The organism is Moorella mulderi DSM 14980, assembly GCF_001594015.1.
GTDB lineage: Bacteria > Bacillota > DSM-521 > Neomoorellales > Neomoorellaceae > Neomoorella > Neomoorella mulderi.
This window is the reverse complement of the sequence record NZ_LTBC01000006.1, coordinates 1-13,070: the sequence shown is the minus strand read 5'-3', so window position 1 is coordinate 13,070 and position 13,070 is coordinate 1. Positions and strand designations below refer to the sequence as shown.

Annotated in this window: 15 protein-coding genes; 13 read left to right on the top strand and 2 right to left on the bottom strand. The window is 50.5% G+C overall.

The genetic code is table 11. From position 1 onward, the window contains the following. Window positions 1–2: 2 nt before the first annotated feature. The 6 genes from gcvPA to MOMUL_RS08840 all read left to right on the top strand — a co-directional run bounded on the left by gcvPA (window position 3) and on the right by MOMUL_RS08840 (window position 4,856). A complete protein-coding gene (gene gcvPA, locus MOMUL_RS08865) occupies window positions 3–1,337 on the top strand; it encodes an aminomethyl-transferring glycine dehydrogenase subunit GcvPA (RefSeq protein WP_062284236.1) in 1,335 nt (444 codons plus the stop codon). Next, window positions 1,334–2,791, top strand: a complete 1,458-nt coding sequence (gene gcvPB, locus MOMUL_RS08860) for an aminomethyl-transferring glycine dehydrogenase subunit GcvPB (RefSeq protein ID WP_062284234.1) — start codon at window positions 1,334–1,336, stop codon at window positions 2,789–2,791. The genes gcvPA and gcvPB overlap by 4 nt, the downstream gene beginning before the upstream one ends. Window positions 2,792–2,904: 113 nt before the next feature. Beyond that, on the top strand, window positions 2,905–3,213 hold the full coding sequence (locus MOMUL_RS08855) for a hypothetical protein (protein WP_062284232.1): 309 nt from the start codon (window positions 2,905–2,907) through the stop codon (window positions 3,211–3,213). Further along, window positions 3,191–3,448 carry a type II toxin-antitoxin system RelE/ParE family toxin gene (locus tag MOMUL_RS08850; protein WP_062284230.1) on the top strand — a complete coding sequence of 86 codons (258 nt, stop codon included), beginning with the start codon at window positions 3,191–3,193 and terminating at the stop codon, window positions 3,446–3,448. Before MOMUL_RS08855 ends, MOMUL_RS08850 begins: the two co-directional genes overlap by 23 nt. Before the next feature lie 36 nt (window positions 3,449–3,484). Next, window positions 3,485–4,306 carry a lipoate--protein ligase family protein gene (locus MOMUL_RS08845; protein WP_062284229.1) on the top strand — a complete coding sequence of 274 codons (822 nt, stop codon included), beginning with the start codon at window positions 3,485–3,487 and terminating at the stop codon, window positions 4,304–4,306. A 160-nt stretch (window positions 4,307–4,466) separates the two neighbouring features. After that, window positions 4,467–4,856: a carbohydrate-binding protein gene (locus MOMUL_RS08840; protein WP_153018330.1), complete on the top strand. Its 390-nt coding sequence runs from the start codon at window positions 4,467–4,469 to the stop codon at window positions 4,854–4,856. A gap of 65 nt (window positions 4,857–4,921) precedes the next feature. Here the strand turns inward: MOMUL_RS08840 and MOMUL_RS08835 are convergent, their stop codons facing one another. After that, the gene (locus MOMUL_RS08835; protein ID WP_062284227.1) at window positions 4,922–5,332 is read right to left on the bottom strand and encodes a type II toxin-antitoxin system VapC family toxin; all 411 of its coding nucleotides are present in this window, start codon (window positions 5,330–5,332) and stop codon (window positions 4,922–4,924) included. Window positions 5,333–5,334: 2 nt separating this feature from the next. After that, complete coding sequence (locus MOMUL_RS08830) at window positions 5,335–5,583, bottom strand: ribbon-helix-helix domain-containing protein (protein WP_062284225.1); 249 nt, start codon at window positions 5,581–5,583, stop codon at window positions 5,335–5,337. Between the two features lie 241 nt (window positions 5,584–5,824). Here MOMUL_RS08830 and MOMUL_RS08825 point away from each other — a divergent pair, with 241 nt between their 5' ends. From MOMUL_RS08825 to MOMUL_RS08795, 7 genes are all read left to right on the top strand, one after another. After that, a complete protein-coding gene (locus tag MOMUL_RS08825; RefSeq protein ID WP_062284223.1) occupies window positions 5,825–6,556 on the top strand; it encodes a GntR family transcriptional regulator in 732 nt (243 codons plus the stop codon). Between the two features lie 53 nt (window positions 6,557–6,609). Continuing rightward, entirely contained in the window at window positions 6,610–7,281 is a 672-nt protein-coding gene (locus MOMUL_RS08820) for a cobalamin B12-binding domain-containing protein (protein WP_407937689.1), read from the top strand. Between the two features lie 551 nt (window positions 7,282–7,832). Continuing rightward, window positions 7,833–9,146, top strand: a complete 1,314-nt coding sequence (locus tag MOMUL_RS08815) for an MFS transporter (RefSeq protein WP_062284221.1) — start codon at window positions 7,833–7,835, stop codon at window positions 9,144–9,146. A 441-nt stretch (window positions 9,147–9,587) separates the two neighbouring features. Further along, window positions 9,588–10,220, top strand: coding sequence for a cobalamin B12-binding domain-containing protein (locus tag MOMUL_RS08810; protein WP_064774375.1), 633 nt, complete (start codon window positions 9,588–9,590; stop codon window positions 10,218–10,220). 4 nt (window positions 10,221–10,224) lie between these two features. Next, on the top strand, window positions 10,225–11,529 hold the full coding sequence (locus MOMUL_RS08805) for a uroporphyrinogen decarboxylase family protein (protein WP_062284217.1): 1,305 nt from the start codon (window positions 10,225–10,227) through the stop codon (window positions 11,527–11,529). A 270-nt stretch (window positions 11,530–11,799) separates the two neighbouring features. Beyond that, complete coding sequence (locus tag MOMUL_RS08800; protein ID WP_062284216.1) at window positions 11,800–12,591, top strand: methyltetrahydrofolate cobalamin methyltransferase; 792 nt, start codon at window positions 11,800–11,802, stop codon at window positions 12,589–12,591. A 56-nt stretch (window positions 12,592–12,647) separates the two neighbouring features. Further along, window positions 12,648–13,028 carry a pterin-binding domain-containing protein gene (locus MOMUL_RS08795; RefSeq protein WP_062284214.1) on the top strand — a complete coding sequence of 127 codons (381 nt, stop codon included), beginning with the start codon at window positions 12,648–12,650 and terminating at the stop codon, window positions 13,026–13,028. Window positions 13,029–13,070 lie beyond the last annotated feature (42 nt).

The following is a 13,070-nucleotide window of genomic DNA, read 5'->3' as shown; positions in this document are numbered from 1 at the left end:
GGATGACGTACATTCCCACCACGGCAGCTGAACGGCCGCAGATGCTGGCGGCCTGCGGTGCCAACCGGATGGAAGAGCTTTTTAACGACATACCGGCGGCCGTCCGCCTGGGCCGGGAACTCGATCTTCCCCGGCCCATGGCGGAAGCCGAGGTCCTGCTTCATCTGGAGGAGCTGGCCGGAAAGAATAAAAGGCTGGTCTCCTTCCTGGGCGCCGGTGCCTATGAGCACTACATTCCCAGCGTTGTTGGCAACCTCCTGGCCAGGTCGGAGTTTTATACGGCCTACACGCCCTACCAGGCCGAGATCAGCCAGGGGACTTTACAGGCCATTTTTGAATTTCAATCATTAATGTGTATACTTACGGGCCTGGATGTAGCCACGGCGTCCCATTACGACGGGGCTACGGCCACGGCCGAAGCGGCCCTGGTGGCCTGCAACGCCACCAGGCGCCGGAAGATTTTAGTTTCCCGGGCCGTCAATCCCCAGTACCGGGCCGTCCTGGCCACCTATACCAAAGGCCAGGGAGTTGAGCTTAAAGAGATACCCCTGGCCGACGGCCGGACGGACCTGGTCGCCCTGGAAAAGATGGCCGGAAAGGAAGTGGCCGGGGTTGTCCTGCAGAATCCCAATTTCTTTGGTCAAATTGAGCCTATGGACGCGGCAACGGAACTGGCCCATAAGGCCGGGGCTTTAAGCATTGCCGTCGTGGATCCCATTTCCCTGGGGCTGCTGACGGCACCGGGGGAATACGGGGCCGACCTGGCCGTAGGCGAGGGCCAGGGCCTGGGCAATCCCCTGAACTTCGGCGGTCCCTACCTGGGCTTCATCGTCGCCCGGGAGAAACTGGTACGGCGGTTGCCGGGCCGTATCGTCGGCCAGACCACGGATGTCGAAGGCAAACGGGCCTTTGTCCTGACCCTCCAGGCGCGGGAGCAGCATATCCGCCGCGAAAAAGCTACTTCCAATATTTGCTCCAATGAAGCCCTCTGCGCCCTGGCGGCTACCATATATCTCGCGGCCCTGGGTAAGGAGGGCCTGAAGGAAGTGGCCCGCCAGTGCCTGCTGAAGGCCCACTACGCCTACGCCAGGCTGGCCGCCCTGCCGGGGGTGACGCCGGTCTTTAATGGCCCCTTCTTCTGCGAGTTTGTCCTGAGGACGAAACTCACGCCTGATGAAGTGGCCCGGGGCCTGGCAGCTCAGGGTTTTGCCGCCGGTTTTGATTTGAGCCCTTATTACCCGGAAATCGCCGGCGCCATGCTCTTTACCGTCACGGAAGTGCGGACCAGGGCCGAAATTGACGCATTGGTAGCGGCCATGGGAGGGATCCTGGCATGAGGACGGAACCGCTGCTTTTTGAACTGGGGGCTCCCGGCCGGCGGGGTTATACCCTGCCGGAGTGCGACGTGCCGGGGAAGGTAGAAGATTACCTCCCGGCAGCGGCCTGCCGCCGGGCTGATGCCGCCCTGCCGGAGCTGAGCGAAGTGGAAGTCGTCCGCCATTTTACCCACCTGGCGAGCATGAACTATGGGGTGGATACCGGTTTTTACCCCCTGGGCTCCTGCACTATGAAGTACAACCCCAAGGTCAATGAAGCGGTCGCCGCTTTGCCCGGCTTTACCAACCTGCACCCCCTGGTACCGGTTGAGGCGGCCCAGGGCGCCCTGGAACTCATGTACAACCTGCAGGAGTACCTGGCGGAAATCACCGGTATGGACGCCGTTACCCTGCAGCCGGCCGCCGGCGCCCACGGCGAGTTTACCGGCCTGGCCATAATTGCCGCCTATCATCAGAGCCGCGGCGACCTGGAACGCCGCCAGGTGCTGGTGCCGGATTCCGCCCATGGTACCAATCCGGCCAGCGCCGCCATGGCCGGCCTGGAGGTAGTCCAGATACCCTCGGACGAGCGGGGCCTGGTAGACCTGGAAGCCCTGCAGGCTGCCGTCGGCCCCCGGACGGCGGCCCTCATGCTGACCAATCCCAACACTTTAGGTCTTTTTGAAAGCGATATTGAAGCCATGGCCGACCTGGTCCACGCAGCTGGCGGGCTCCTCTATTACGACGGCGCCAACCTGAACGCCATAATGGGTATTACCCGGCCGGGGGATATGGGCTTTGATGTGGTGCACTTGAACCTCCACAAGACCTTTGCCGCCCCCCACGGCGGCGGCGGACCCGGTAGCGGCCCGGTGGGGGTGAAAAAGCACCTGGCGGCCTTCCTGCCGGTACCGGTGGTGGCCCGGGATGATGCCGGCCGGTATTACCTGGATTACGACCGGCCGCAGACCATCGGCCGGATACGTTCCTTCTATGGTAATTTCGGCGTGATGGTCAGGGCCTATGCCTATATCCGTACCCTGGGAGCTTCCGGCCTGAAGGAAGCCAGCGAGCAGGCCGTTTTAAACGCCAACTATATGCTGGCGCGGCTCAGGCCCTACTTTAAGGTGCCCTTCGACCGGGTGTGCAAGCATGAGTTTGTAATTGCGCCGCCCAAGGAGGTAAATGAGGCCGGCGTTCATACCCTGGATATCGCTAAGCGCCTACTGGACTACGGCTTCCACGCGCCGACCATCTACTTCCCCCTGATTGTCCATGAGGCCATGATGATCGAGCCCACGGAAACCGAGCCCAAGGAAACCCTGGATGCCTTCTGCGATGCTTTGATAGCTATTGCTAAAGAGGCAGTCGAGGACCCGGAGGTTCTGCATCAGGCTCCCCATAACACCCCGGTGCGGCGCCTGGACGAGGTGGGTGCGGCCAGGAACCCGGTTTTACGCTGGCAGGGAAAGTAAGCAGCACGAAGAATTTATAATTAAGGCCGGCAAGCCCTATCTTGCCGGCTTTTTCATTATTGAGCGGTGTGGTATAATACAGAAAAACAGAATCAATAAGAGGTGCACCAGACATGAATCGGGAACCAGCAATAATTCAGCAAGTGCAGAAGAGGATGCTTATCAGTATAGGTCAACTGGCAAAGAAACTGGGCCTTAAAGAGGGTGATTATATACGCTTAGAGTTGGCCGAAGATGGTACCAGCCTTCGCCTTGTCCCGGTTGACTGGCACCCCAGGCAACAGGAATATTTCTGGAGCGAGGAATGGCAGGAAAGGATGCAACGGAGCTTGCAGCATCTGGCGGAAGGGCGAGTTAAGGCTTACGGCAATGTTGAAGAATTAATAGGAGAACTGGAGAATGCCTCAGATAATAAGGACTGATAGTTTCCTGGAACAGTTTCAAGAGTTAAGCAAAGAAGCTCAAAAGCACGTGTTGAAAACCATACGCTTCCTGGCTCAAAACCCGTGCCATCCTTCCCTCAAGGTACACCGTATTAAAGGAACACCCTTTTGGGAAGCCTATGCCAGCATTAGTATCCGGGTTATTTTTGAGCGGACCGGTGATACTCTGGTATTACTAGCTTGCGGTCATCATGATATCCTTAAGAAATATTAATGCGATCTAATCAGTTAGGACCAGGGGGGTAAATCTATGCCAGCTGAAACCTGGCGGCTATTAGATACCGGCGTGGCCGATCCTTACACCAACATGGCCGTGGACGAGGCCATCCTCCTGGAGCACCGGGAAGGCAAAACGCCGCCGACCTTACGTTTTTACGCCTGGTCGCCGCCCACCATTTCCCTGGGGTATTTCCAGCAGTTAGAGAAAGAAATTGACCTGGAGGCCGTGAAAGAACGGCGCCTGGGGCTGGTGCGCCGCTTAACCGGCGGCCGGGCCGTACTCCATGATAATGAAGTCACCTACAGCGTGGTGGCCCGGGAAGACCACCCCCTCATGACTGGCGGGATTCGCCCTTCTTACCTGCGCCTGGCGGAGGCCCTGGCCCTGGGGTTAAGGGAGCTGGGAGCGCCAGTGGAGATTGCCTCTGGCCGCAAAGGAGGCCAGGATGAGCATACTTCGGCCGCCTGTTTTGATGCCCCCTCCTGGTATGAGATAACCTGTGGCGGCCGCAAGCTGGTAGGCAGCGCCCAGACACGTAAGGGGGGCGTGGTCCTCCAGCACGGGTCGATAGTCATCGCCTTAAATGTTGACGACCTTTTTGCCGTCCTAAAAATGCCTTCGGAAGCCGTACGCCAGCGCCTCAAGGATAAATTTTACCACCAGGCCTGCGGCCTGGAGGACATTTTAGGCCGCCGGGTCGAAGGAGAGGAAATAAAGGCCGGTATAGCCCGGGCCTTTACCAGGCTCTACGGCTTAGAATTTATACGGGGAGAGCTGACAGATGGGGAAAAAGGGCGATTGGACGAGTTAAGGGCGAAATATGCCAGTAAAGACTGGTTGGAAAGACGGTAAGTTCCTAAAGAACCGACCTGCATCTCTAAACTCATTTTTCGCGCCTGGTGTCTGAGAGCAGCGCTATTACCGGACCGGCGAGAAAGTAGCAGTTTTTGCATAGCCCGGCCTGGCTCCAGGGAAACTAATTTTAGCAACTTTCCCTGGGGAGGTTATAGATTTGGGCGATAAAAACCGCAGCCGCTTTGTAAGTGATGAGCGGACGCGCCTGCAGCAGATGCGGGCGGCCGAATATCCCGGCGGGGTGGTGGTGGACCCGGTACCCATTACCGCTGGCGATGAAGTGACCATCCTTTACCACGGCCTCCTGGATGCCTGCGGCGCCGACCAGGTATGGATGCATACCGGTTACGGGGACGCTAATAACTGGCAGAATATCTATGATTACCGCATGGAGCGTACCGGCTACGGCTGGGTGAAAAACATCCGGGTGGAAGACGGCAGCCGCCTGAACATCTGCTTCAAGGACAGCGCCAACAACTGGGACAACAATAACGGTCTCAACTGGAGTTTTGAAATTCACAACGGCAACCTGCCGGGACGCAGGTAAAAGCAAGCATCCTATCCACAACAGTTATCTAGAGGCCCCCTGGACTTAGCCGGGGCCTTTTAATTTTAATCTGGTAAAAGAATAAAACCCATTTGGCGAAAATGATGGTCAAAACCCAGTACTTCCCTCAAGTGTAATTCCTGCATAATTATAAAACTGGTGCAGTCAGTAAAAGAAAAATCCTTATCCCCAAACTTTATGAAGAGCTCCCATGCCTTTTCCCACCTGGATGCGGAAACTGGAACAATTTTTACCACTTTACTGGCGAGGATGAGGCGACCGAATTCTACTGCTGATGTATGGCCGGTCCTAACTCGGAGTAAAGTAAGGGTTTCATCCATTACATAATCGCTGGTATATAGCGTGCCCGCAGCGGAAGCTATCTTTTGCCAGAAGGAAAAGGCTTTCCCATGGTTATCATCCGAGCGGTCATATACAGCACACCAGCCGGAAGTATCAACAAAAAAGGGCTTCATGTTTACCGGCCTTTCCGGGGATAGAGATAAGCATCATGGCAGGTGGAAAGATCGTGATCCTGGCTCTGGATACGGTCGCCTAATTGCCAGATAGGATCTTCAAGTTTCGGGGTGTTGGCTTCTATTTCGGTAAAGTAGCGTTCCAGCGATTCTCTGATTTGTTCGGCCATGGACTTACCAGTAATAACCGCGCGTCTACGCAAGCGCTCGTAAAGTTCTTCTGGCAAGTAAATCTGGGTGCGTACAGCCATGGCTTTAATACCTCCTTCTGTAATGTAATATACATATACATTATACAGCAACATATATAAAACACAAGAGAAAAAAGTAGTAGCGGCGAGTGCTCTGCTTGAGCTAAATTAATGCTGCTATTAGTTTGCCTTAAGCAGGAATTATCAAATAAATGGAGAATAGTTGTATAAACGACAAAGCTTCCTTGGAACCCAGGGTTGTTAAGCTGGTTACTTCTACCTGAGTGAGGTGGGTTAACACGTGGCTATAGACAAAAGCTCTTTTGTACCTCCTTACTATCAGCTGGCACAGATCCTAGAACGCCAGATCAGGGCGGGTGACTACCGCCCGGGCGAGGCTTTACCCTCCGAAGCGGAGCTGAGCGAAAAATACGGGTTAAGCCGCATGACCGTCCGCCGCAGCCTGAGCCAGCTGGCCAGGGCCGGTCTCATTCGCACTGAACGAGGGAAAGGTACTTTTGTCTCCCGGCCCGAGCTGGACCGCGCTGTTTTTGTCATGGAAGAATTCCACAAGGAGGCGGCTGCACGGGGCTTAACCTCCAGTGTCCGGTTGCTGGAAGCCAGGCTGGTTCCCGCGCCGGAAAAGGCAGCCGGGAAATTACAAGTTCCGGCAGGGACGAAGGTGCTCTATATCCGCCGTTCCCTTTTAGCCGGGGGAGAGCCCCTGGCCTATGATCGTAAATACCTCCGCTACGACCGGGGACGGCCCATCCTTGAGAACGAGCTCCAGTACCAGGCGCTCCCGGAGATGGTGGAGAAACATGCCGAGGCTCTCCCGATAAGCAGTAAAATGGTTTTGCAAGCGACGGTCCTTAATGACGAAGAGGCCCGGGCTTTACGTGTGGCGCCGGGCTCGCCGGCCTTCTTGCTGGAGCAGGTACTCCTGGCCGGGGATGGCCGGCCGGTGGGGTGGGGATGGTGTTTATACCGTGGCGATCGGTATCAGTTGACTTCGGTTTCCATGGCAATTTAGACTCTGAGGTGCAAGCTTACAAGAGCCTAAAATAAGGACGAGAGGTGGTTTGTGTGTTGGGACCTTTAGCCCTGGCTATGGCAGAATTTGAAGAAAAGAAGGTCCTTGAACTGGTCAAGCAAGCCCTCCGCGAACAGAAGCTGCCCCTGGAAATTGTAGAAGAATGCCGGCAGGGGCTTAAAATAGTAGGGGAACGTTATGCAGCGGGAGAATATTTCTTAAGTGACCTGGTAATGTCGGCGGAAATATTCCAGGAAGCTCTCCAGGTTCTAGAACCCTTTCTGGCTATCTCGCCAATCTCTCAGGAGCAGCCTGGCAAAGCTGACATCGTTTTTGGCACGGTAGAGGGCGATATCCATGACATCGGCAAGAACATAACTATCTCCCTGCTTCGATGTGAAGGTTTCCGCGTCTATGATGCAGGGGTGGACATCCTACCTGATATATTTTTAAGCATTCTCCGGGAAACTGGTGCCCGGGTTTTGGGGTTATCTGCTTTACTGACTTCATCTTTTGAATCCATGCGCCGGACCGTCCAACTGATCCGCATGCTGGCTCCTAAACCTGCGGTCAAAGTTCTTATAGGAGGCCTGGTCAACGAGCGGGTTTGCCAGTATGTGGGTGCTGACGCCTGGGTGCGGGAGGCGGGGGAAGGAGTGGCCATCTGCCGGCGCTGGCTGGGGATGAGGGTCGTGAGTACAGAAGAGAGACGGGCCCTGGTTTAACTGTCTGTTTTGTCCACCATCTTTCCCCGGAAAATAAACAACATGGTATCAAAATTTTTTGTTCGATTATAAGCAGGAATTATCAAACAGAAGTAGAATATATGTATAGACCGGTATACAAGGTCAAGTCTCGATTTTGGTGCAAAATTCCCTCTGTTAGATGAATTTGCGTTACGGTTGAGGAAACGTAAAGCAGAAGCAAATTATACGGAACCCAAATTGGTATTAACAGGGAAGGAGGTAAATTATGGTATAACCTAAGTAATGGTCGGAGGAAAGGTAGTCCGTCTAGTAAAAAAATTTTACACCATATTCTGGACTTGACCGACATACAAGAAGGTCGATGACTTCGCTAAATCTTGGGAAAAAGGGGCGTGTGGGGATGGGCTTGCGGGACAACTTTTGGCTGATTTGCAAGAGAAAAAGGTATTAATTAACTGAAGTAAAGGCCCGGCTGGCAGCTGGAGGAGCTCCCCTGGCCATTATCGAAGAATGCCGCCAGGGTATGGAGCTGATAGAAGAACGGTTTGAACAGAAGGAGGAACTGCAATATGGAGATAACCATAGATGAAAGGGAAAGGTTAAATAGGTTAGGTAAAATAAAAATGATAGGATATGTAATTGCAAGCCTAGCTCTGATATATACCTTTTTCCATACTACTTCTGGCGGAATGATCACCCCGGCTCTGGTTGAAAAATTCAACCTGACTCCTGCAAGAGCTGCTTTGATTGGTGCAGTATGGTTCTACGCTACTGCTGCTGCGGCTATCCCTGGTGGATTATTGATCGATTATATTGGTGCAAGACGTTCAATGGCAGTGTTGTATACTCTTATGTCAATAGGAACATTGGCATTAGTTGTTTTTCAAAACAATTTTACCGCTATCCTTGTCGGAAGAGCATTAATAGCTATGGGTGCACTGTCTGTGTACACCGCTATTATAAAATTGATAGCAGGATGGGAGAGTAGAGAAGGATTTGCTTATGTAAATGGTACGGTAGCAGCAATTGGAAGACTTGGAGCAATGCTGGCAACAACGCCGCTTGCATTGATGCTTACTAATTTAGGATGGGGAAACACTTTCTTAACGTTAGGTATATTGGCAGCTATAATCACAGTTAGTATATTTTTGCTTGTAAAAGACAGTCCAAGGGATGCGGGTTTAATACCAACTGAACAATCCTCCGCTGAGGTTCCTAAGAGAGAGGTGACAAATCCCCTCGCTGGCTTGGGTGTGCTATTAAAACAGCCGCAGTATGGGCTATTTCTAGTATTCGCTATCATTAACGCGACAATATATCAAACGTTATTCGCAGGTTGGGGTGGCGTAATACTGAAGCAAGTTCTAAAAATAAATATAGTTACTGCCGGCAATATTTTATTAACAGGCTCTTTTGGCACACTAATAGGTGCATATGTTGCAGGATATGTAGCGAGTAAAAAAGGAGCCAAGTTTACTAATATAATAGCACATGCTATAACAATGATTATAATAATAACGTTTGCTTTAACCTTGAAACGTGCTACGACCTTGGAACAGGCTACAATAATCGCCATGATGTTTGCGTTGTTTGGAGGTTTCAGCTTCAGCACTTCTGTTGGAGTAAATGCCGGTATAGCATTATTAAGGACATTAGTCGGTCCCAGGTATATAGGTACTGCACGTTCAACACAGGTGCTTCTGCAAAATCTTTTGGGTTCTGGCGCTATGATCCAAACGTGGGGTGTTATTATACAAAAAGGAGGAGGCTATGTACCTGCCGCCTTTAGTACTGCTATGAATGTTCTGTTTATAGTTGCGTTAATCGCCCTTATTGCACTAATTTTGATAAGGGAACAACCCATTAAAGCTCTTGAAGAATAAAAAGTTAACATTAGGATCTGAACCGGGCCTATTTTCCCGGAGGCTAACGTTAATACCCACGAACAAGACCGACATGCGCTTATCACCTCCTTTCCCTGGGTGTGGGGGTTAACAAAAGGTTTTGGGGTCCCAGCAGCCCTGACTTCATCCAGCGGCCTTGCGCCATTAGCACCGTCCCAGCCTTAAGGGATGCACGAGCCGGCTGCTGCTACCGGCCTTAAGGACTGGGTGCGCATTGTGGGGGTTAGCGGTATCCGTCAGGAGTGGGGACGCAGTCTTCATCGAGCGCTCATGTGCAAGGGGGGATAGCGCCGCCCCAAAACCATCCTCACAGATGGTTTCTCCTGGGAACCCCAAAAACCTTCTTTGCCCGCTATCTACCTTTTCAAAGGCCATAGGTTTGAACCTTGAATTACTATCATATCAAGGAGGAAAGGAACTGTGAAAAATGAATTTGTTGAAGCCCTAGCAAATTTGCAGGAGAATGAAGCGATTACAATAGCCCAAAAGATGCTCGAGAGCGGGACAATGGCAGAAGAGGTCCTGGAACTGGCTCAACAAGGTGTGGATATCATAGGTAAACGCTACGAAAATGGCGAATACTTCTTACCGGATCTTATAATGGCAGGGGAGATACTCAAAGAAATAGCATCGTTAGTAAAACCCAGGTTAAGCAAAGGTGCTACTGCGAGGCGCTTAGGAAAAGTGCTCATAGGAACGGTTGAAGGAGATGTACACGATATTGGCAAAAACATAGTCAGTTTTATGCTGGAGGTAAACGGTTTTGAAGTTCTAGATCTTGGTGTAGATGTTCCTCCGGCCAAGTTTGTGGAAGCTATTAAGGAGTTTCAGCCCCAGGTAGTTGCATTGAGTGGACTTTTAACAGTGGCATTTGATGCGATGAAGGACACAGTGAATGCTATTAAAGAGGCGGGTTTGCGTGATAAAGTTAAGATCATGATTGGTGGGGGTCAATGTAATGAAAATGTAAGACAGTATGCAGGTGCAGATGCTTATGGAAAAGATGCTGTTGAGGCTGTTGCGCTTGCTAAAAAATGGATAGGAGGGGAATAAAAAGATGACATCAGAAGAAAAACAGGAAAAAATGTTTGAAAAGTGGCTTTCGCCTTCGGGTATTGAGTTCGTAAGCGCAGAAGCGGAAGAAGCATATAAAAGCAGGGCGAACAGAATAAAGAAAGCCATTCAATTAAAAGAAACCCCTGACCGCGTACCCGTAATCCTAGGAGTAGGACTTTACCCTGCTCGTTATACAGGCATGACGATTCAAGATATTATGTATGACGCGGAGAAGGCTGTATTTGCATATACAAAGGTTGTAATGGATTTTGTACCAGACGCATATTCGGGCGGTCCTATATCAGGCAAATTTAATGAAATCCTTGTCAATAAACAATATAAATGGCCAGGTTATGGATTACCACCTAATGCTGATTTCCAGTATGTGGAAGCAGAATATATGAAAGCCGATGAGTATGATCATTTAATTGAGGATCCTTCTGATTTCTGGCTTAGGGTATATTTACCTAGGGTTTTTGGAGCTCTCGAGCCGTTTACCAAACTTGCTCCTGTTACCGAAGTTTTAGAAACTACTGCAATGAATAGCTTCTTACCCTTCGGGCTGCCTGAGGTCCAAGAGGCTTTAAACGCCCTAATAGCAGCAGGAAACGAAGCAGTTCAATGGTCGACAAAAGTTAGAGAAATTGGTCGTACATTGAGGGCTAATGGTTTTCCTGCTTTCGGTGGAGGTACAACGCGAGCACCATTTGACATAATTGGCGATACCCTTAGAGGAACGCGCGGCATAATGTTGGATATGTACCGTAAACCGGAAAAATTGTTGGAAGCAATTGAAAGGCTGACACCGCTTGCCATAAGGTGGGGCGTAACTTCGGCAAAGAAAACGGGTTCTCCGCTGGTCGGTATACCCTTACACAAAGGAGCAGATGGTTTTCTCTCAGATGCACAATTTAAAACCTTCTACTGGCCATCTTTAAGAAAAGTTATCATAGGGTTGGTAGAAGAAGGCTTAGTACCAAGATTGTTTGCAGAAGGGGGCTATAACACCCGATTGGAAGTGGTTCGAGATATCCCCAAAGGGAAAACCATATGGTATTTTGATAATACCGATATGGCTAAAGCAAAGGATATTTTGGGCGATGTGGCTTGCATAATGGGCAATGTATCATTATCGTTATTGCAAATAGGTAGCCCGCAAGAAGTGGAAGAATACTGCAAGAAGCTAATAAACGTAGCGGGTAAAGGAGGAGGATTTATTTTGTGTTCTGGAGCATCTCTCGATAACGCAAAGCCAGAAAATGTACATGCAATGATTCAGGCGGCAAAAGAATATGGGGTATATTAAAATATTAATGCACAAGTGAACTATGCCAGTTTCAATCTAGCAATGTTCTCCCTGAGTTATCCCCGGTTTTAGCCTATAAGCCTGCTTGGTTCTCGCTCGCGGGGGTGTCCTCGCGGGCAGGACTTGCGCTCGGCTCAAGTCGCTCGCTTTCGAGTCCAAGCAGGCTCAAAACTGGGGATATGCCAGCACTGGGATGCCTACCGAATCGTTCCTGAAGTAGTACCATAATCTATAATCATATTACGTTGAAGGAGAAGGAGAGATATTAAGTTGATTATTATCGGGGAGAAAATCAATGGTAGCATTAAAAGAGTAGCCGAAGCAATAACTAAAAGAGATGTAGAGTTCATACAAAAGTTAGCCAAGGATCAAGAAGAGGCAGGGGCAAATTACATTGACGTTTGTGCCGGTACGGGCCCTAGTATCGAGGTAGAGAGTTTGAAATGGTTGATAGATGTGGTACAGGAAGTGGCAAGTATTCCACTCTGCTTGGATAGCCCAAGTCCGGAAGCCCTGGCTGCAGTGATACCATATGTTAAGAAGCAGGGAATAATCAACTCAGTCTCAGAAGAAGGAAATAAACCCCAAAAAATTTTCCCTTTAGCATTAAAATATGGATGGGATGTAATTGCCCTTACCATAAATGATAATGGGATTCCAAAAGATGCGGAGAGCCGTTTGAATATTGCGAGAAGCCTGATCAACAAGGGGAAGAGCTATGGTATATCTGAAGACCGAATTTATATAGATCCCCTAGTGATCGCCCTCGCCACCGATAATCAGTCAATGCTGAAGTTTATTGAAGTGATGCACCGACTGAAAGAGGAATTCCCTCAGGTGAAAATTACCTGCGGACTAAGCAATATTTCATTTGGTCTACCAAAAAGAAAGATGATTAACCGGCACTTCCTGACCATTGCTCTTTATGAGGGTTTGGATGCGGCGATCCTCGATCCTCTTGACAGAGAAATAATGGGGACTGTACTTTCAACTGAAGTTTTGTGTGGGAGGGATCGTCACTGCCGGAATTTCATCAGTGCTCATCGTAAGGGTTTAATTTAATAACTCCGGTACAAAAATTCCACTAATATGTGCCGGGTACCTTCTGGAGTGCTATAATGATCAAGGAAGAAAAGCTGGGCTACCCGGCCGGCTGCTCGCCTTCCAACGCTTTCCACACCTGGCAGAAATCACGCCTTCAGGAGGAAAGGGCAATGGTAGCGGCGGGGGTAGCTGTTTACACGTTGTCTCTGGTATACGGCGCCGATTTCATCTTTTACGGGCCTATCCGCCATTCCCCCTGGGTTTACCCCGCCTGCGCTACGGCCAGTGCTATTATCGCCTACGGCGCCAGGCTGGGCGGCGTACGACCAGTCAAGAACACCCCTTGTATAAAATTTTTTAACGGGATATGTAACCCATCTTCCGCACCCTGTGAGCAACCCAAAAATAATTTTTACAGGGTGCAGAAGGAAATAAAAGTAGAGAGAATCTTCTAACCAGGAATTTCTAATTGAGTATCGAATCATTCCTCTAAGAGA